The sequence below is a fragment of the Bacteroides parvus genome (assembly GCF_017309675.2).
GTDB classification, from domain to species: Bacteria; Bacteroidota; Bacteroidia; order Bacteroidales; family Bacteroidaceae; genus Bacteroides; species Bacteroides uniformis.
Window position 1 is genome coordinate 3,353,900 of the sequence record NZ_CP084680.1, and the last position, 20,020, is coordinate 3,373,919.

General features: G+C 38.3%; 16 protein-coding genes. 6 read left to right on the forward strand and 10 right to left on the reverse strand.

All coding sequences use genetic code 11. The features are described 5' to 3' along the window. Positions 1 to 12 precede the first annotated feature (12 nt). Positions 13 to 3,015, reverse strand: coding sequence for a SusC/RagA family TonB-linked outer membrane protein (locus JXR92_RS13660; RefSeq protein ID WP_057089473.1), 3,003 nt, complete (start codon positions 3,013 to 3,015; stop codon positions 13 to 15). Positions 3,016 to 3,265: 250 nt separating this feature from the next. Further along, entirely contained in the window at positions 3,266 to 4,924 is a 1,659-nt protein-coding gene (locus tag JXR92_RS13665) for a DUF6377 domain-containing protein (protein WP_117600890.1), read from the reverse strand. Positions 4,925 to 5,130: 206 nt separating this feature from the next. On the opposite strand from JXR92_RS13665, the gene JXR92_RS13670 reads away from it, so the two are divergent. Further along, complete coding sequence (locus JXR92_RS13670; protein WP_138346452.1) at positions 5,131 to 6,432, forward strand: GNAT family N-acetyltransferase; 1,302 nt, start codon at positions 5,131 to 5,133, stop codon at positions 6,430 to 6,432. Positions 6,433 to 6,791: 359 nt separating this feature from the next. On the opposite strand, the gene JXR92_RS13675 is transcribed toward JXR92_RS13670, so the two are convergent. From JXR92_RS13675 to JXR92_RS13705, 7 genes are all read right to left on the reverse strand, one after another. After that, positions 6,792 to 7,322 carry a hypothetical protein gene (locus tag JXR92_RS13675; RefSeq protein ID WP_138346455.1) on the reverse strand — a complete coding sequence of 177 codons (531 nt, stop codon included), beginning with the start codon at positions 7,320 to 7,322 and terminating at the stop codon, positions 6,792 to 6,794. A 17-nt stretch (positions 7,323 to 7,339) separates the two neighbouring features. Continuing rightward, positions 7,340 to 8,155, reverse strand: coding sequence for a hypothetical protein (locus tag JXR92_RS13680; RefSeq protein WP_138346458.1), 816 nt, complete (start codon positions 8,153 to 8,155; stop codon positions 7,340 to 7,342). Positions 8,156 to 8,178: 23 nt separating this feature from the next. Next, the gene (locus tag JXR92_RS13685; protein WP_226791179.1) at positions 8,179 to 9,333 is read right to left on the reverse strand and encodes a hypothetical protein; all 1,155 of its coding nucleotides are present in this window, start codon (positions 9,331 to 9,333) and stop codon (positions 8,179 to 8,181) included. A 359-nt stretch (positions 9,334 to 9,692) separates the two neighbouring features. Next, a complete protein-coding gene (locus tag JXR92_RS13690) occupies positions 9,693 to 10,799 on the reverse strand; it encodes an SPFH domain-containing protein (protein WP_138346462.1) in 1,107 nt (368 codons plus the stop codon). Then, positions 10,796 to 11,905, reverse strand: a complete 1,110-nt coding sequence (locus tag JXR92_RS13695) for a WG repeat-containing protein (RefSeq protein ID WP_138346465.1) — start codon at positions 11,903 to 11,905, stop codon at positions 10,796 to 10,798. Before JXR92_RS13695 ends, JXR92_RS13690 begins: the two co-directional genes overlap by 4 nt. A gap of 399 nt (positions 11,906 to 12,304) precedes the next feature. After that, positions 12,305 to 12,973, reverse strand: coding sequence for a recombinase family protein (locus JXR92_RS13700; RefSeq protein ID WP_138346468.1), 669 nt, complete (start codon positions 12,971 to 12,973; stop codon positions 12,305 to 12,307). 89 nt (positions 12,974 to 13,062) lie between these two features. After that, positions 13,063 to 13,362, reverse strand: coding sequence for a hypothetical protein (locus tag JXR92_RS13705; protein WP_138346471.1), 300 nt, complete (start codon positions 13,360 to 13,362; stop codon positions 13,063 to 13,065). A 143-nt stretch (positions 13,363 to 13,505) separates the two neighbouring features. Here JXR92_RS13705 and JXR92_RS13710 point away from each other — a divergent pair, with 143 nt between their 5' ends. The 3 genes from JXR92_RS13710 (at position 13,506) to JXR92_RS13720 (ending at position 16,681) form a co-directional block, all read left to right on the forward strand. Then, a complete protein-coding gene (locus JXR92_RS13710) occupies positions 13,506 to 13,751 on the forward strand; it encodes a hypothetical protein (protein WP_138346474.1) in 246 nt (81 codons plus the stop codon). Positions 13,752 to 14,036: 285 nt separating this feature from the next. Continuing rightward, the gene (locus JXR92_RS13715; protein WP_138346477.1) at positions 14,037 to 15,368 is read left to right on the forward strand and encodes a hypothetical protein; all 1,332 of its coding nucleotides are present in this window, start codon (positions 14,037 to 14,039) and stop codon (positions 15,366 to 15,368) included. 173 nt (positions 15,369 to 15,541) lie between these two features. After that, positions 15,542 to 16,681, forward strand: a complete 1,140-nt coding sequence (locus tag JXR92_RS13720; RefSeq protein ID WP_094582489.1) for an IS481 family transposase — start codon at positions 15,542 to 15,544, stop codon at positions 16,679 to 16,681. A 41-nt stretch (positions 16,682 to 16,722) separates the two neighbouring features. On the opposite strand, the gene JXR92_RS13725 is transcribed toward JXR92_RS13720, so the two are convergent. Next, positions 16,723 to 18,753: a recombinase family protein gene (locus JXR92_RS13725; RefSeq protein ID WP_226791181.1), complete on the reverse strand. Its 2,031-nt coding sequence runs from the start codon at positions 18,751 to 18,753 to the stop codon at positions 16,723 to 16,725. Between the two features lie 46 nt (positions 18,754 to 18,799). Between JXR92_RS13725 and JXR92_RS13730 the strand changes: the two genes are divergently transcribed. Then, positions 18,800 to 19,279 (forward strand): alanyl-tRNA editing protein, encoded by a 480-nt coding sequence (locus JXR92_RS13730; RefSeq protein WP_138345937.1) that lies wholly within the window; start codon positions 18,800 to 18,802, stop codon positions 19,277 to 19,279. A 246-nt stretch (positions 19,280 to 19,525) separates the two neighbouring features. Beyond that, positions 19,526 to 19,969: an Hsp20/alpha crystallin family protein gene (locus JXR92_RS13735; protein ID WP_171030452.1), complete on the forward strand. Its 444-nt coding sequence runs from the start codon at positions 19,526 to 19,528 to the stop codon at positions 19,967 to 19,969. Positions 19,970 to 20,020: the final 51 nt, after the last annotated feature.

Here is a 20,020-nt window from a genome sequence, read left to right on the forward strand (position 1 = left end):
CCGAGTCAATCATTAAAAGTTAAAGTTTAATCCTAAGCTGAACGTACGGGAAATGGGGTAACGGTTCTGGTCTATTCCGTTAATACCCACTTCGGGGTCGAAACCGGAATATCCGGTGATGGTAGCCACATTCTCACAAGATAGGGAAAGGCGTGCATTCTCAATCTGGGCTTTCTGTAACCACTGCTTTGGGAAAGTGTATGAAAGTGTGATATTCTTCAAACGCAGATAAGAACCATTCTCCACAAAGCGGTCCGACACGCGTGTATTCTGATTGGGGTCGCCGAACACGGCACGCGGCATCGAATTGCTGGTCCCCTCTCCTTGCCAACGCTTCAGTACGTCGGTAGTCTGGTTATAGGCGGCTGCCATACCGGTATTGTCGATATTGTTGGCATTGTATATCTTATTTCCGGCTATACCTTGTAAGAAAACAGAAAGTTCGAAACCCTTATAGGAAAGGCTATTGTTCATAGAGAACAGCCAACTTGGGTTCGGGTTACCGATGACGGTACGGTCACTATCATTGATGACACCATCGTTGTTCAAATCCCTGAAACGGATATCACCCGGCTCAGCTCCCGGCTGCACGGCATGTGTATTCACTTCAGACTGGTTCTGGAAGATTCCGTCCGTAACATAGCCGTAGAAGACATTAATGGGATAGTCCTTTGCCAGCATCGTTACATAGGAGTTATTGATTTGGTTAATGTAATAAGGAACGTCGCTGTTCAAATCCTTAATTTTATTCTTGTTGTAAGTGGCGGTCACGTTCGTTTCCCATCCCAGTTCACCGGTAAGATTGATGGTATGCAGACTCATTTCAATACCTTGATTACGTACTTTTCCGGCATTGGTATACGTGGTTGTAGTATCTTCAAATCCCGATGTGATGGGGATAGACGCCTTTACCAGCATGTCTCTCGTCTCCTTCAGATAAGCATCGAACGAGAACATAACGCGTGAATTGAACAGTGAGGCATCAAAACCGATGTTGGTTTGTGCCACCTCTTCCCAATGGATATACGGGTTGGCGAGAGTAGAAGAAACCAGCGCTGTCTGATTGCCGCTCGAAATGCCGAAAGGATATACACTGGTATTGTAGGATGCCAGATAGCTGTAGTTTCCAACACTTGCCTGGCTACCGGTCACACCGTATCCCGCACGCACTTTCAGGTCATTGATATAGTCGTTTTTTGGAAACCACTTTTCCTGAGAGGCACGCCATGCCACAGATACGGAAGGGAAAGTACCCCAGCGATGTTTCTTACCGAAACGGCTGGAACCGTCACGACGAATGGTTGCAGTCAGCAAATAGCGGTCTTCGTAAGAGTAGTTGACACGTGCCATGTAAGAGAGCAATGCCCACTCTGTCTCGTTTCCACCGATGGCATACATTTCCTCGCCATTATCCATTTCGTGCACATTGTCGAACATAAACACATTCTTCTGCGCATTCAGGTAGTCGTTGGTGTTCCATTGGGCAGACATACCGGCCATCAATCCCACACGATGTTTTTCTGCAAAAGTATGGTCGAATAGGAAATAGTTGTCCCACAAATAAGTGAACGACTTGTTATCGCTCTTATAACGTGAAGTCTCCTCTGTGGGAGTGGGTTTCCAGTTATACTTGGGGGTAAAGTTGTCTATGAACCAGAATTTGGCATCATAGCCGAAAGTACTTTTAAACTTAAGCCATTTGGTAAAAGTAAGTTCTGCCGTCAAGTTGGCCAGGAAGTTATATCCATCAGTCTGACTCTTGTTCAGTTCCGTCGGTCCAATGGGGTTGCGCGTGCTGCCATACCATTCCGAGTTACCATCAGGGCCACTCCAACTGCCATCTTCATTCTTCACCGGATAAATGGGGAGCGCTTTCAGCGCATCACCTATATTATAGCTGCCCGACTTCTTCGTATCGGCACTGAACGTAATGTTATTGGAGAACTTCAACCATTTCAAGACTTGCGCATCACTGTTGGACTGGAATGTGAAGCGACGGTAATTCACACTCTTCACGATACCGGACTGATCCAGAAAACCACCGGACACATAATAATGGGATTTCTCGTTACCGCCGGAATAACTTACCGTATAGTTCTGCATCACACCCGTACGGAGCAATTCATCCATCCAGTCGGTACCTGCACCCAATTCAGAAGGATTGGCCCATTCCGGATTAGGATTGCGTCCACTGTTCACCATCATGTCATTACTCAACTCGGCATACTGCGCCGCGTTCAATAAAGAAGGTACGTTCGTAGCATTCTGGAAAGAGTAATTGGCAGATACAGCAAGTTTTCCTTTTCCTTCCGTACCGCGTTTGGTGGTAATCATCACAACTCCATTAGCTCCCCGGGAACCGTAGATGGCTGTGGCCGAAGCATCCTTCAATACATCCAAACGTTCCACATCGGCCATATTTAAGGAAGACAAGCCCAAGTCGGTAGGCACTCCGTCAATCACGACCAGCGGGTCGCAGTTGTTGATAGAACCCAAACCACGAATCTTGATGGATACATTGTCTCCCGGTTTACCGGCATCTACAATCTGCACACCTGAGATTTTTCCCTGGATGGCTTGTCCCAAATTGGATACGGGGGAATCCTTGATATCCTTGTTACCGATGGAGGACACTGCTCCTGTAAGGTCGCTTTTCTTCATGGTGCCATACCCTATCACCACCACTTCATCCAGCATTTCGGCATCTTCAGACAAAACTACCTGAAGCTGTTTCTGTCCCTTCACCTGCACCTCTTGAGTCTTATAGCCTACAAATGAAACGACAAGAGTACCGTTCGAAGACATGTTCAAAGAGAAATCACCGTCAATACCGGTTATTGTCCCATTTGTGGTTCCTTTTTCCATTACACTGGCGCCAATAACCGTTTCACCGGTCTGGTCTTTCACTACACCTTGTACTGTAATTTGCTGTGCGAACATGCACATCGGAAGTAACATTCCTATCAGACAAACCATCATCCGTAGCCTGCTGATTGGCATTTTGTACTTTTGCATAATATAAGAATTTAAAGTTAATAATAAAAACATAAATCACATGTGTCACTCTTTCCGAAGAGGAACAATGCAAATGTATCAGATAAGAGAAGCCAATAGTGGAGGAAAGAGTAAAAAAGTAGTGGTTTACATCATTCAAAAAGGCTTAAACCGCTATATACCAATAATATATAAAATCATTACCCAACTAAAAAAGTAGTGAAAATATAAGCGTAAAAAGAGACACTTCCAAGCTTCAAAACCCCTATTCTCAGTTCTTCGACTTGCCAATTGTCATCACTTCCTGTTCCAACAAGTCGCGGTCACCGGCAGCCTTGTTGCGAACCTTCGTACGATAGTTATAAATGGTGGTAACAGAATACCGAAGGAACTGGGCTATCTTCACGCTGTCAGTAATGCCCAAACGTATCAATGCAAAGATGCGCAACTCTGTATTCATCCGTTCGCCGGCTTTCAAGGATATTTGCTCATCATCGGCAAGCAGGGCATTGAAGTCTTCTACAAAAGTAGGAAACAGCTGCAGGAAGGTATTATCAAAGTTGGTATAGAATTCCTTTAATTCCCCCTCTATGAATTTAGAAGACTTGATGTTCTTGTAGAGTTCCTCCACATTTCCGGTAGCGGCAATCTTTCCCAGCGACCGGCGGTAATTGTCCATCTTTTCCAAATAGACCGAGCACTGGTCCATATAACGGCCGATATACTCCTCCTTCAGATAGGAGTTTTCGGCAATGCTGTGGTTGGCCTCCTTGAGTTGTGCATTGGAAAGGTGAAGCTCATCATTCAGCTCCTTCAACCGTTTGTTGGCGTCAATCACTTCCCTGCGGGCAGCAGCCACTTTCTTCATCTGCTTGTATACATAAAATATGGCAAGCAACAGAAAAAGTGAAAGCAGGCTGATAGATACCAGTGCCCATTTCATCTGCTCCTGCTGCTTCTCCGTCTTTTGCTGGTAAGCATCATTAATGATGGGAAAGATTTCCAGAATCTCCAGCTTGCGCAACCGGGCATTGCAGGCGGCTGCATCTTCCATACATATCTTTACATAAGAATAGGCACGCTCGATGTCTCCTTCCTGGTAAAGCAGTACGGCGAGCTTGCGTAAAGAGATATATTCACGGACAGCGGTTTTCATATCCGCCATAGCAGAAACAATCAAGTATTCCTTTTCCTTCTCTTTGTCCCCTTTCAGCCGGTAAGACTCTGATAAAGTATAGGCACAAATCGCAACGTCGTGTTCATAGTCCTTCTGCAGCGCCAGATAATCCGTCAGCAAACGGATGGCCTTGTCATATTCATTGCGTACATTATACTGGTCGGACTGAATCAAGGTATGTATCAGAAGATTATCTTTATTGACCAACAGCAACGAATCACGATATTTGTCCGTAAGCTCCGTATAAAGCTTCTTTTCATATGCCGTCACGGCATAATCGGCCATAAGGCCATAGACCGTACGGTAGATATGGTAATAATATGGATGGATATCCACCGACAACCGGTCTATATGGATATTCCGCATCAAATCCATAACTTCCTTATACATACCGGTCATTCCCAAAACATCTGCTTTATTCATGCGGGCATTGTCTATGTATTCCCGGTTTCCAAGACGTATGGCTATCTGTTCCCTTTCCTCGGCCATGTGCAATGCAGAATCCGTATTGAACGAACGGTACTCATCCAGCAATGTGCCAAGAATGGCAAAACGTTCTTCATCCGGTATCTGCCGATGCAACTGTCTTTTCAATTCCGCCAGTTTCAGCTCCTTCTGCTCCATATATATGGGACGCTCCTTTATCGCCTGGTCCAGTTTCAGCAGCAAAGAATCCGCCCGGCTGCTGTCTGCAGCATGAAGGCGGCACATACAGATGGTGCAAAGACACAAGAATATGATTATATTTTTCATCCGGCTTTCCGATTAGTTAAAGGCAATACTTTTTGAGAATCCTCATGCAAAAGTAATTAAAATACCATAAAAACCTATTCTACTATCATTAAAAGCTCGAAAGCAGAGTGATAAAAAGGCATACTGCAAGCAAAAGAATCAAAATATTGAATTACCTTTACGGAAAATCCAAAGAAAGACCATATCATAAATATCATCCGAGCATCATGGATATACACACATTTATTGCCAATTATCAAGAAGCTTTCGGCCAACATGCCGAACTCCCCATCGCCTTTTGGTATTCAGACCGAATGGAGGCATCTACAGAGAAAGTAACCGGTTGTCTCTTCAAATGCATGAAACAAGTCGGAGACGGCAAAACCGTCAGTCTCAGCAATGAAACAATCACTTGCGGAGGAGGCAAGTTCTATACCGGATTTACAGAAATGCCCGAGCGCGTCCCGGGTTTTGTCTCCTTGAAAGAGAAATACAAGAAGACTCCCGAAATGGTGGTAGATTTTGTCAATGAGCTACAGATTCCCAAAGCGGACAAAGCCTATCTGCATTTTGCCCGCATAGACAAGATACCTTCCTTTGACGAGGTGGAAGGCGTGCTGTTCCTGCCAACTCCCGACATTCTATCCGGACTGGTGACATGGACCTTCTTCGACAACAATGCATTGGATGCCGTGGCAGCCCCATTCGGCTCCGGCTGTTGCTCCGTCATTACCCAAACCATCATTGAAAACCGGAAACAAGGGAAACGCACTTTCCTGGGATTCTTCGACCCCTCCGTCCGCCCATACTTCGAAGCGGACTTATTGAGCTTCACTATCCCCATGTCCCGGTTCAAGGAGATGTATCACACCATGCGTGAAAGCTGTCTGTTCGATACACATGCCTGGGGAAAAATCAAGGAAAGGATACAGCTTTCCCAATCAAGAGACGTACATATCCTCCCCTCTCCCATCTCCTTCCCCATCCTTCCGGACATTTATCTGCAGGAAATCAGAATGGAAGATGCCGCAGCCATCTACTATGCCATCGACACACACCGAGATTACTTAAGAACATGGCTGCCATTTGTGGATAATATGCGCACAACAGCTGATGAAGAAGCTTTTTTACGTCAGGTACTATCTGCTCCTGCCGAACGAAATGAACCTATATTCGGTATTTGGAACCAGCAGCATGAAATCTGCGGACTGATAGGTTTCCATTTCTCCGATTTCGACAACCACCGTACAGAACTCGGCTATTGGCTACTGCCGGAATACCAGCACCGGGGCATCATTACTGAAAGTGTCCGCAAGCTGTGTCTGTGGGCCGTACAAGAAAAAGAGATAAAGCGGATACAAATTCGCTGTGCCGTGGGCAATGCAGCCAGCAACGCGATACCGGTTCGCCTCGGTTTCATCCATGAAGGAACAGAACGTTGCGGAGAACTGCTGGCTTCTGGAGAATATACAGATATACATATATACAGCATCTTGAAAGAAGAAGTGCTGGCCAACCTCAAACAATAAAATATCAAATATATATCAACTATTGAAATTATACATGGAACAACAACCTCATCTCAATGACCACAACAAGCAGGAGTACCCTCCTATGCATACAGCAGAAATGAACACATCCTTAATTAATCAACTATAATACAGAGCATTAAATCATATACTAAAAAATCATAATTGCGCATTTATCTTACGCAAATCAATTTACGCACTCTTTTACGCACCTAAATTTGCGCAAAGACAATAAAAAGAGTAACCCCGAAAAACGAGATTACTCCCTCAAAAAAGATAATGAATAGAGAAGTATCGCCATACTTCTCTAGTACTTAAAGAATCATATACAACTTTGAGTAAGTCAATCTTACCCATTGTCATATATCAATAAATATCTCATTCATTTTCATATCACGCATATATCTTTCCGAATAAGACATCGGTGAAGGATTGAGATAATAACCCTTACATACGTGAGGCAAACCATTTTCTTTTAAGCAAACTTCAAAGAAAGCATCAATCAAAGAAATTACGGAAGTACATGAAGATACTTTGCAAATAGACACCTTCTGTTGGTATTTAACCGATATTTCTGATACAAAACTTTTTAAAATAGTAAAATCGCACTGTTCTTTACGCTTATTAAAATTGACGACAGCAAAGGTAAGCAAATAGCCCTCATTTATGCAGTAATCGAATATTGGAATATAACGGAAATCTTTTTTCATAATATCCGTTTGTAGTTCTTTTATTACTCCTTTCTCTACGCAATCAACATCATTAACTCCTATTAGCACAAATCCATGTTGTAAATATCGCCACATTTTTTTCGCCACCACTTCATCAAATGGAATTAGAGGATTATTATTAGTAGTAGAAATATTGAATATTTTTTGTATAAAGTTCATAATTAACGTATTAGCAATTAATATACATATTCAATCAAGTAATATCCTTTGGAGTAAGAACTATTCTTTTTATTGATTTTCTTCAATAGATTACCTTCATAAATGTAATCGAAAGTATCATCTTTCATATCCTGATATGAAATAAGATTATTTGGCTTATTGCCACACCATTCAGTTGCAAACAGTATATGTTCATTATAAGGGGAATTATAATGCTTTATCAATGATGATAAATTAATGTTGGTATTATTGGCTTTATTACCATAATGAATATCAAAAGTCTGTGTAATATTATCGTCATTGGTATAATGGTACTTAATCATATTGCCATTTTCCCAAGTATATTCCTCGTAGTTATGGATTTTATACCGATTACCGCCTTTCTCCTCAAATAAATCATCAATGCTTTTTAAATCTCCATTATCGTAATATATTAATGTAAAAAGAGTTCCTGCTTCTACACCTTTTGTAGAATAATCATATAGTTTGTCTATATATCCTTGTTCATTAAAAGTAAATTCACATTTGGTATAGGGGTCTTGTTTGCCATTCACATAAGAAATGAATTGATACCGATTATTGGAAAGGGTAAAAATTTCAACTGTCTTGTTCTTGAAATTCTGATAATACTCTTTCCGTACTTCAATCAGGTTTCCATCATCGTTATACTTGAAATGATACCACTTATCCCCTTTGTTGCCAACCTCTTTTTGAGTAAAAGCATTAACCCAATGTATGCTTTTCACCATATACTCACCTTTGTTATTCGTTTTTTGAGCGAATACGCATACACTGACACTTGTTAAAATGATTGTTACTAAAATATTTTTCATACTTCTGTATTTTTAAGTGCTCGTTAATGACTATCGTTTATTATTTCATTTGAAATCTGTTTCAAATTGACAAACAGTGAATTATCACCAACCTTCCCATATCCTTTTAAATGTTCGGGAGAAGAAAAAGAAAGTTCAAAGACAATTTTCTCATTTTGGCTTTCACCAACCAACTGCAATTTATCGGATATTAATTGCCCTGTCAAATCTAACACCGTACCATACTTTACATTTTGGTATTCACCATTTATCATGCCATTTGACAAAACTCCAAAATCCACCTTTATGGGAAAACCTTTCATATCACCCTCATAACGGTAAAAATATCCTTCTATTAATCCTGCATTTTCGCTTCTTCGCTCTATTTGGGGATTTTCTTCATCAACAAGCCTTTTAGTTCCACCCAAATCCACCAATTTATCACCGTCATATTTGAAAATATGGCTGTCTTTTATGGCAGTTCTTTTTCCGTCATTCATTCTCTTCATATATTCAATGCGATAGGCATGTATTTCTCCATTGTTTATATTTGTAACAAAGAACATAGTATATAATTTTGTTGCAACAGCAAGTTTGTAAGATTTACCATTATTCAGAAAACAAAATATATAGGACTTGTCTTCATAATCATTGTCGGATATTTCTTTCGCACTCGGAGTAACATACGCATTAACTACCGCATCATCTATACCGTCACCATCCAAATCCCCAATAAAGATATTATACCCTTCACTGCACTTTTCTAACGGAATAAGCTCTCTATCACCTTTGTAGTGTTTCCAATGTCGCAGAAATGCTTCTTTTATATCCGTTTCTGTCAGTTTTTTTTTCGTTTCTGTGTTCTTAATGGGGATTTCCCGTTTAAACGTATCACGTTGTTCGTTATTGGTCTGTTGTATGCCCGTGACGTTTTTTTTATTTTCATTCTGACGATTACCAACCTTATATCCAACATACACAATAAAAAGGATAGTAAGAACCGCAGCAACACCCCAATATACTCTTTTGCCACTTTTTAAGATTGAAACATTGGATGTTTGCTCGCATTTCTCTGTTTCATTCTTGGATGAAGTATTTGTCGTCTGTACATTCTCGTTAGTCGGTGTGCCACACATGGGACACGCTTCCGACATGGCAGACATTTGGCAACCACACTTTTTACATGTAATGTATTCCACTTCCTATTTAATTTTAATTGAGACCTTGTTAGTAATTAACAGAATGATACTTTGTACTGCAAGAGACAATACTATAACCAATAGAAACCAATTGTTTTCAAAAGTTTTGGAAGAAAACAACGATAATACAAACTCTATAGCTCCCAATATGGAAAACAGTACATGCAACGATATTTTAAAACCATCTTTTAGTGCTATCACATTCAAACAAAATAATAGCGCAGTAGTAGCGACTATAACCAAACTACTGACAAACAAGTTGAACACTTCATAAGATGAAAGTATCAAGCCAAACAGTAGATTGGCAACTAAAAGGATTATTCCTATTACTATTATAATCTGTTTCATAGCCGATAAAATTACATGGTTGGTAACTTGGGAGGTAATTCATTGAAGAAAGATGAAAATTCAGGAAGTTGGGATATAAATCCCCAATTAGCCATCCCCTTTTTCCAAATTAAAGTATTTCCCTGAATTGTCCCGTTTTCAATATTCACTTTAATAGTATTGAAGTCAAAAGCCCCTTGTTGCTGCCCATTGACCGCAATATAATATTCTTGGACGGGCAATGGGGGAGGCACTGTTAATGATGGGGGATTAACATTTAATGTGTTCATCGCCATACTACCGACTTGATTACCTATATTTAGTCCCATTCCAATTCCAACGCCTGAGCTGACAAGCCCACCTCCTTCATTGGAAGCCGCATTCTCCAAAACATTGAAACTACGCTCCATTTGGTACACATCCTTTCCCGTTATTTTTAAACGTGCTGCCAAGTCTTTAGCTTCTTTCAAACGGATAAAACTTGGGTCGTTCTCTTGAACATTAATTCCTATTACATTGAAATTTTCAAGTTTAAGTCCGTACTTCTCAAATTCAACGCCAATGCGTTGTTGGCAAAATTCGGATATGTCACTTATGTGTGAATTTATATTAATCACCGATATTCCATCTTGGGACAATTTTTCAGAAACAATATTTGTCAGTTTAGACATTATAATCCCCCTAAAATAATTGGTAAGTTTCTCTACAGTGAACGAAGTCATATTGCTTACCAAACTTTCCAAGAATTGTCGTGGGCTAATAATTTTAAACCCATACTGTCCAAATGCCCTTATTGGTACGATAATCCCATATTTCGGGTCTTCAATCTGTATTGGGCTTGCTGTACCCCATTTACAATCAAGAATGGCTATTTGATTGATAAACCAAACCTCCGCTTTAAAAGGTGTCTGCCCATTGAAGGGAAGATTTATCAGTTTACCCAATAACGGAATGTTCTCCGTTTTTAAAGTGTATGTACCACAAATAAATTCATCCAAAATCACACCGCCTTTTACAAAAAAAGCTGTCTGAGTTGGATATACAACCAATTGCGAACCTAATCGCAAATTTTCAGGCGAAAACTTGTACACAAGTTCCTTGTCGTTTACCTCACACTTAATTACATCTACAAGGTTCATCGTATTTCATATTTTTTATTATGAATATAAAGAAACAAAGGAAAACAAACAGTTATTGAAGAAAAAACAACTCCTACCCAATAATCATCCGCAAGGAAACTAAGAAAGAAAAAAGAAAAGAAAGAAAAAATGAGCGACAATATTACAGATGATAAATGAGGAGCATCCCCTTTCACCACCTTATCACCATCTAATTCAATTTGTAACACATGTTTAGTTTGATTATCATAAAACAAACGTAGCTTATTCTCTCCATCATATTCTATTTTATCATATCGGCAAGGTATAATTTCCTCACCTGCATAATTTGATATTCCCCAATATTGTTTTTTTACAAGTAACCAATTATCAGTCAAACGTATTTCCTCATAAAGAATTGGTAATATTTGAATCGGATAATTACTTGAAATATCGTACAATCCTCTGTATTTATCTTCTGTTACTTCAACGTATTTGCCTATTAGCCATATATTTTTATAAATACAAGGAAACATAACTTCTCCTTCTCGAATGTTGCATAATCCGCTTTTATCGTTTTCACTAAATATAAGGTAACTACCACCTTCATAATAAGAAAACCGTTCATATTTACATGGCAACAGTTCTATTTCACTATTGCCATTATATAAGCCATATTTGCGAACCCTCCTCAATTCATTACGAACCGTAGCAAGTACATTTTTTGCTGTTTCCAAGTAAAAGCATTTACCATCTTCCAAACGATAACTTTTAACGTCAATCCAATCATATTCAATAGGAACTAATATCTTCTTTGACTTGATACTGTACGCCCCCAACAATAGTTTTTCTCCATTATTTCGCAAAGACATTTTTTTGCCTATAATCACAAAGGGAAGAACTATACGCACACTATCATATTCAAAAGGAACAATTTGCAATCCTTCTGAATCCAACACACCCCATCTCCCATTTTCTGCATTTTGAACAGCCCTAATGGTTTCTTGTTTTGAAGTGTGTATTGCGTCTTTTTTTTCTCCATCTACTTTAAAGGATGTTGAAGAAACAAAGTTTCCACAATATTCACACACAGAACCAACAGTAACCATCCCACCACAAAAGGGACAAGTTATTTTTTCATGTGCCATAATATCCGTAAAAATCTGTTTCCCGTAGGCTCAAAAAGGAAGGATTATAAAAAAGAAGTGTGAGCCTGAATAGACTTATTCCCAACCTTTGATTGGCTCTCGACTGCCGTGTAACAAATTGAGTAATAAGAAAAACAGCTCACACCTTTGGCTGTATATGTTGTTTAAAAACATATATAACAAACCAAAGGAAGAACGTTCTTTATTATTCCATGTTACACAAAGATGAGGTGTCGAGATTCATCAAAGTGGAATAAAGCTAAAACGCTTCCTATAAATTATTATGTCTGTCATTGCGATGCAATGACAATGCAAATATAAATATAAAAAGCGAACTTAGCAACGTTCTGTGAGCTGTTTATTTTTCACAAAGGTAGTGTTTTAAAGCAAGATAAAACACTACACTATATATCTTTGTATCAATCGTTGAACTTGAACAATCTGAAACTTGCAGCCTTTAGAGGTAACAAAACCTTGTTCATTCAGTCGAATTGTCATTTGCGATAGTGTTAATTCCTCTTTTACCATTGAACGAAGCAATGCAACCGCACGCATGTTGTTGACGTTATTTTGCGCTTTGGTTCTGTTGGTCTGATTGCTGTGTTCAATTGCCTCACTATGTTTTTTCATTAGATTTTCACTTTTTCCAAGCTGAACACCTCGTTCCTTTTTTGCCTTCAATGACAATCGTGTACGTTGGCTTATCAAGTTGGCTTCATATTCCGCAATACTACTTATAATGTGTAATATCAAGCGATTCGCTTGGGGAAAATCACAAAATGTAATTTCAACATCACTTTCCAATAACTTTGAGGTAAAAGCTACATTACGACTTAATCGGTCAAGTTTCGCCACAATAAGGATAGAATTTGTTTTTCGGCACAGAGCCAATGCTTCTTGTAATTTAGGGCGGTCTGACTTTTTTCCACTTTCGGTTTCCACAAATTCAGCTATTATTAGACCTTCTTTCACAAAAGAATGAATAATATTTCTTTGCGCCTCAATCCCCAGCCCGCTTTTTTCTTGTTTGGTAGTAGATTGCCTCAAATATGCCACATAGTTACCCATAATTCTACTTTTAGTTAATTACTTACAGTTACTAAACGACCATTCAATAAATGTAAGTTACTATCAGAAATAGCTGATTTCACACTTTTTTAATCTCCGCAATACAAGTTCCGCCCATAACCCATCGCATAAGAAACGACATCAGAAGACAAACCTTCAAACTCGTTTTTATTGGACTTTTCATCTTTGCGTGCATTGTGTGCCACCCAACTCGCAGCTATCATAGCATCAAGTCTTGCCGCTTTCGCCTCACGAACTCTAACAGCATCTTTTTCCCAACTCCAAGCCGCTGTCAAACACTCCGACCATGTGCGCCCCCTACGTTGAAAATCATTTTTGTAAAGTCTGTGAGCATCCTTCATCACCTGTTGTTTATTATATCGTTTCATATCGTCTTCGTTTTAATTACAATGCAAATATATGACATATACTTAATACATGCAATTTATTTTCGCTAGAAATAGTTAAATATATGACATTTATTCATTTTATGCCATATAATTCCTATTTTTGCAATAAAACTATTGTAATTATGACTGAAAAAGAGAAAAAAGAACGAACAGTTATTCATCTTTATATAAAAGAGAATGATACTCACCACTATTTTGGAAGTATCGCCAATGTATTTGAATACTTTTCACCCGAAGAACTTGGAATAAGTTACGGCTCGTTAAGAAATTATGGACTTTCTAATGAAAATTCATACCAAAATAGCAAATGTATCATTAGGAAAGGAATACTTCTATCAAAATCGGGAAATAGGGGTAAAAATAGATAGCTAACTGTTATCACACCTATAAATCCACACTATTAAGTCCATATAAATAAGTTATAACTGCTTTATTATAAGGTATATAAACGAGATACATAATATAAAAAGAGAAAACATATTCTATATACCGTACTTGCATATTTTTCTTTAACTCAAAAAAACTTTTTTACCAATTCTAATTAAAAAAGTGGTAGTGATATGTTCTAAGTTGTATATTTGCATTGAAAATACTTGAATAGGAATCCTTTCAAGTCAGTGCGTAGATAAAAGGCTACTGCACAATAATATAAAATGATTAATAATGACAAAAAGAAAATCACGCTTGGCGTTAGCGTGCAAAAATTTGAGAGCAAGCCTAATAATTGGAAAACACTAACTTACCAACGCCATACAATAACGATAGAGGAACTTGTAAACCATATTTGCGAAGGGCATTGCATTTGTCAAAACTTCAAAACAGTAGGTAAAATATTTGGACTACGAGAAAAAACGATTGCCAATTTTGACTTTGCAGACTGCATAATTTTAGATATTGATGATACTTTTCTAAGTATGAATGACTTTTATTTATCATTAAAAGACGAGCATAAGCCAACCATCATTTATACTACATATAGTAATATTGATAATGTAAATAATAGATTTAGACTGATTTATGTTTTTAATGAACCGATAAGAAGCAATGAATATTATAGAAGTATAGTTAATACTATTGTTTATAATATTCAGAAAGAGATTGAAGGTTTTGATTTAAAAGATAAGACATGTTTGAACGCTACACAGCAATTCGCAGGCAATGGCAATGATAACATTGTATATTATTATAATGATAATATATTTTGTCCTACGGATTTTGGATTTGATGAAAATTATTTTTCCAATTCAGATAGTATATTAAAAAGAGAGAGGAAGAACAACATACAAACTGACTTGGAAAGTCCGATTGCTAATTCTGAATTTATGAAGGACTTTTGGAGTATGGGATATAAAATGAATGAAGAAATTTTCATACGTAAGTATGCCGAAAAATACCCATTTATTGAAGCTACCCCATTACCTGAAACAGATTCGGATATACCTTATATATTGCTGCCCGACAATTATGTAAAGATTACCCGATATTGGTATAAAGAGCCATTAACCAAAGGTGACGGAACAATTGTCTATAAAAGCCATGCAGTTAAATTAAAATCAGGACACAGACGAAAACTGTTATATGATGGTTGTTTACTCCGAAAGATAATGCTACCTGATATTACAGTAGAGCACTTACTATACTGCCTTGTATGTGAGCGCAGATACTACGTCGATAACCAAGATAAGGTTATTTCCAACAAGATACTATATCAGATTGCAAAAGACGCTTGGAATGACACTAAACGAAGTATTAAGCCGAAAAAAGAAGAAAAACAGTTTGTTGTCAATCCCAAGTATTGCGAAAAACATGGAATAAGTAAACAAGCAGCCCGAAACATAGCTGCCAAAATGTTATTAGACATGCAACTCAAACAATTATACGATATGAATTTATCAGTTAAAGAAAATATGGAATCACTGAAAAATCAGGGCATTAAAATCGGCAAAAGCAGTCTCTACAATTGGGTGAAATCAAAAAAAATATAGCCAAAATTTGGGACTCCCGAAAGCAAACCACATGCAAAATACCCCCCATAGGGAGGACTTCCTCCTCCCTGAGTGAGGGGTTACGGTGGTAGAGATTTATCTGAATTAGTCAAGACTTAATCTGACAGTTACGTATAAAAAGAATAAATTTGTAACAGAAAACAGATTAAGTTATGACAACATCAGAAAAGGTCATCAAGAACAAACTGGGATTGCTTGAACTCTCCCAACAGTTAGGAAACGTATCACGTGCTTGTAAGGTTATGGGCTACAGTCGTGACAGTTTTTATCGTTTCAAAGAGTTGTATGAACAAGGCGGTGAAGTCGCCTTGCAGGAGATTTCTCGCCGTAAGCCTGTCATAAAGAACCGTGTGGAAGAACACATCGAGCAGGCAGTCGTACAGATGGCGATAGACAATCCTGCATTGGGGCAAGTCCGTGTATCCAATGAGCTACGTAAGAAAGGTATTCTTATTTCGCCGGGCGGAGTGCGTTCCATTTGGCTACGGCACGATATGGAGACCTTCCAGAAACGCCTGAAAGCATTGTCAGCCAAAGTGGAACAAGAGGGCATTATCCTTGATGAGAACCAAGTGGCGGCATTGGAAAAAGCAAAAGAAGAAAAGCAGGCTCATGGAGAGATAGAAACTTATTATCCCGGTTTTCTACTTGCCCAAGACACTTATTATGTAGGATATATCAAAGGTGTGGGACACATTTATCAGCAGACCGTCATTGATACTTACTCCAAAATCGGATTTGCCAAGTTGTATGACAGAAAGAATGCGCTTGTTGCTGCCGATATGCTTAACGATAGGGTTATTCCTTTTTTCGAGCAGCATGACTTGAAACTGATGCGTATGCTAACAGATAGAGGAACAGAATACTGCGGAAACAGAGAAAATCATGAGTATGAATTGTATTTGGCTGTGGAAGACATTGATCATTCTAAGATTAAGGCGAAAAGCCCTCAGACAAACGGTATATGTGAGCGATTTAACAGAACCGTGCAGAATGAGTTCTATGCTATTGCATTCAGAAAGAAAATCTATACCTCTATCGAACAGCTGCAAGCAGACCTTGATATGTGGATGAACTCCTACAATACCCAAAGAACACACTCTGGAAAGTACTGTTTCGGGAAAACGCCCATGCAAACTTTTATCGAAGGAATCGCTGTGGCAAGAAAGTATCAACTGCAAAATCAGGAAATGATAAAACCGAATGAGCAGGATAAAATCTCATTCGGTTGTGAGGATGATGAAACTTGTGTAACTTCGCAACAAACATCTGACAGTTTTTTTGTCCGATAGTAAAACAAATGTCAGAACAAGTCTTGACTATTACAATTTATCTATAACTTGGATAATAAACGTTCCAAGACCTTTTCATTGTGTGCTTTCCAATCAATTCTATTCTCTTGTAAAGATTTTCCAAAGCCTTCATTAGAAGGTACACTTAAATCCTTACCACTATCTTCATAAGCATAAAAAGGGAAACATCCCATCCATCCTGTTTCTTGTATCATTTGATTAAATGTACCGTAATCATACTCACCTGATTTAAATTCCACATATATTTTACTTTCACCATTATAAGTAATAATATGTGTGCTTTTATCATACGAAAAACAACGTTCCGTATTATTAAGTAACCATCCCTGAAATTCAACACCATAATGACAATGCAATTCATCATAAAACATCTCCTCTTTTTTATAACGAGCGCATTTAATTGTTCCCCACATCTCCTCACCTCCTTTATAAGATACTACGACCAACAACCAAAGTTCATGTAAACGAAATATAGTAATTTTATCAATATATTCATCAACCATAGTCTTTACCAAATCCCTATTTTTCCTAATCTCATCCATTTTATTAATCAACAAAGGATTGGCATTCAAACGCTTCAAATTATCAATAGTAATTCTCTTTGTTGTAATTTCTCGTGACAATTTATCCATAGTTTTGTTCAACACGTTTTTAGTTTCATCATATTTATGTTTTGCATCTGAAATCAAATTCTTTGCAACCTCATCGTCTTCAATCGCAATAAGACGTTTAAGTGTCTTTTTATAAAGATTCTCCGCTTCAACCAATTCTGTATTCTTTGATGATTTTATTTGAACCAACTCTTCGATTTCTTTCCCTAAATTTTCTATCTTTAAAATATTGGTCTGCTGAATATTAATCTCAGCAAACATTTGAATTGACAACTGTAAAACAAGTCCATCCAATTTCCACTGTCGAAGTTCTGCCCCATTCGTGCATGTTCGTGGTTTATCTTTACGATTCACTCTACCATAACATTTGTAAGTACGTCCACCACTGATATAATTTTTAGATGTTTCATTTGATTTCCCTACAGAAAAATTAGCACCGCATTCGCCACATACCATTAAATGTTTTAATAAATTCTCATGCCTGACTGCATTATTCTTATTATAATGCGCTTTGGAAAGTTTATCTTGGGCTTGCTGAAACAACTCGTCTGATACAATTCGCAGACTTTCCACATGTTCCGAATATTCATAAACAATCTCTCTATCTTGCCTTTCGGATAACGGAAGTGGATTGGTAGGGTCTGGTTTATAAAATGTTATTCTACGATTACCTTTATATAACTCATTGTGCATAAGTCTGTTTATTGTAGAAATACGCCATTTTAAATTATCTGTATCAAATTTATACTCTTTCACCTCCAATCCTTTTGCTTCTCTATTCTTCTTGTACTCATTCAATTTTCTTACGTATGGAGCAGGTACTTTCTCAGCATTCAATATCTCTGATATTTGAATTGAAGAATATCCACCAACATACATTTCAAAAATACGGGTAACAATCTTACTTTCGATAGGATTTATAACAATCTGTTTATTTTCATTGTGCATATAACCATACGCACGTTCATCCCCGCCTCCATGACCTGCTTGCACTTTTGTTATCTTGCCACTTAATGAACGTTCAACAAACAATTCTATCTCATAGCTTGACATAACAGCAAGCACATGCAATAAAATAATACTACCTACATCTTTATTACTATCTCTTACCCACAATTTTTGTTTATCAAAATACAAGTTAATACCTTTATCTATAAACAATTTGATTTGTTCTAATAACTCCGTAGCATTTCTTGCAAGACGAGAAAATTCAGAGAATAAAATTATATCAATATCCCCATATTCAACTCTTTCAAGCATCTTCACATATTCAGGACGGAACTCTCCCTTTTTAAAACCACTAATAACATCTATGAAAATATCCTCTTCTTCAACGTTCCAATGATTTTCTGCTGCAAACTTCAACAATTCCTCTTTTTGTCTATCAGTTGTCTGTTGTTGCGTACTAACACGACAATAGATTAGTACCTTCTTATCCATATTATTCATTATCTTTGCGCTGTTAATTACATCAATATCAGTTTATATGGAAACAAATATAGTAATAAATAAGCCAAGTCCCAAGTTTCAGGATGTGTCAATTGCACCTATGCATACAACGGAGCACATCATCAACCAGACTATGATAAGGTTATTCGGTTGCAGCCGCTCCATATCAGCACACATAGAACGGAAGAAAAGCAAGCTGGACTACCGTCTTGCCGCCTGCCCCACGGAAGAAGAAATAGAGAAGCTGGAAGAGGCCGTAAACGAGGTAATCGCCCGACAGCTGCCCGTCACAACAGAATTCATTACGCAAGAGGAAGCGCAAGGACGTTTCGACTTGGAACGCCTGCCCGATGGTGCTTCGGAAACGGTACGTGTCGTGAAAGTAGGCGATTACGACGAATGCCTCTGCATCGGAGTACATGTGGAGAATACATCAGAAATCGGAACCTTCAAAATCATCAGTCACGATTGGGACGAAGAAGCCAAGCGTTGGAGAATGCGTTTTAAATTAGTCTGAAAATCTATCAATTTTAAATAAATAAGATAGCAAAATGACATTAAACAAGCAAATAAGTCAGTTTTTCAATGACAAATAGTCAATAGAGTCAGCAAAGACCGGTTGGCATAAGGTTTGCAATATAGTTAGCGAACGACGGTTCAAGAAACGGATGGTGAAAAACCCAAAAGGCAGGCACCCGAAGACAAAGAACCGGAGTTCAAAACTAAATAGCATGTTTAACTTAAACAATAGGAGACTATAACTATGATGCCTGTAAGAAGAAACCAAAATTGGTTACCGAGTATTTTTAATGATTTCTTTGACAATGATTGGATGGTAAAAGCAAATGCCACCGCCCCTGCCATCAACGTATTCGAAACAGCAAAAGAGTACAAAGTTGAATTGGCTGCTCCCGGTATGACAAAAGAAGACTTCAACGTTCACATCGACGAAGAAAACAATCTGGTCATCAGCATGGAAAAGAAAACAGAAAGCAAGGAAGAGAACAGCAAGGACGAAAAGAAGGAAGGCCGCTACTTGCGTCGCGAATTCTCATACACCAAGTTCCAGCAAACCATGATTCTTCCGGACGATGTAGACAAGGAAAAGATTGGCGCCCATGTAGAAAACGGCGTGTTGAACATTACATTGCCTAAGTTTACAGAAGCAGAAAAAGAAAAGGCCAAGAAATTCATCGACGTAAAATAACGCCCGGCCATTAAAAAGAAAATCTCCCGCTGCACAAGATAATGCAACGGG

Bases quoted from the DNA above. Each gene is read 5' to 3' on its own strand.
- JXR92_RS13695 (WP_138346465.1), bottom strand. From the start codon at position 11,905: ATGGCACATGAAAAAATAACTTGTCCCTTTTGTGGTGGGATGGTTACT.
- JXR92_RS13670 (WP_138346452.1), top strand. From the start codon at position 5,131: ATGGATATACACACATTTATTGCCAATTATCAAGAAGCTTTCGGCCAA.
- JXR92_RS13710 (WP_138346474.1), top strand. From the start codon at position 13,506: ATGACTGAAAAAGAGAAAAAAGAACGAACAGTTATTCATCTTTATATA.
- JXR92_RS13725 (WP_226791181.1), bottom strand. From the start codon at position 18,753: ATGGATAAGAAGGTACTAATCTATTGTCGTGTTAGTACGCAACAACAG.
- JXR92_RS13720 (WP_094582489.1), top strand. From the start codon at position 15,542: ATGACAACATCAGAAAAGGTCATCAAGAACAAACTGGGATTGCTTGAA.
- JXR92_RS13735 (WP_171030452.1), top strand. From the start codon at position 19,526: ATGATGCCTGTAAGAAGAAACCAAAATTGGTTACCGAGTATTTTTAAT.
- JXR92_RS13700 (WP_138346468.1), bottom strand. From the start codon at position 12,973: ATGGGTAACTATGTGGCATATTTGAGGCAATCTACTACCAAACAAGAA.
- JXR92_RS13715 (WP_138346477.1), top strand. From the start codon at position 14,037: ATGATTAATAATGACAAAAAGAAAATCACGCTTGGCGTTAGCGTGCAA.
- JXR92_RS13660 (WP_057089473.1), bottom strand. From the start codon at position 3,015: ATGCAAAAGTACAAAATGCCAATCAGCAGGCTACGGATGATGGTTTGT.
- JXR92_RS13680 (WP_138346458.1), bottom strand. From the start codon at position 8,155: ATGAAAAATATTTTAGTAACAATCATTTTAACAAGTGTCAGTGTATGC.
- JXR92_RS13730 (WP_138345937.1), top strand. From the start codon at position 18,800: ATGGAAACAAATATAGTAATAAATAAGCCAAGTCCCAAGTTTCAGGAT.
- JXR92_RS13705 (WP_138346471.1), bottom strand. From the start codon at position 13,362: ATGAAACGATATAATAAACAACAGGTGATGAAGGATGCTCACAGACTT.
- JXR92_RS13675 (WP_138346455.1), bottom strand. From the start codon at position 7,322: ATGAACTTTATACAAAAAATATTCAATATTTCTACTACTAATAATAAT.
- JXR92_RS13690 (WP_138346462.1), bottom strand. From the start codon at position 10,799: ATGAACCTTGTAGATGTAATTAAGTGTGAGGTAAACGACAAGGAACTT.
- JXR92_RS13665 (WP_117600890.1), bottom strand. From the start codon at position 4,924: ATGAAAAATATAATCATATTCTTGTGTCTTTGCACCATCTGTATGTGC.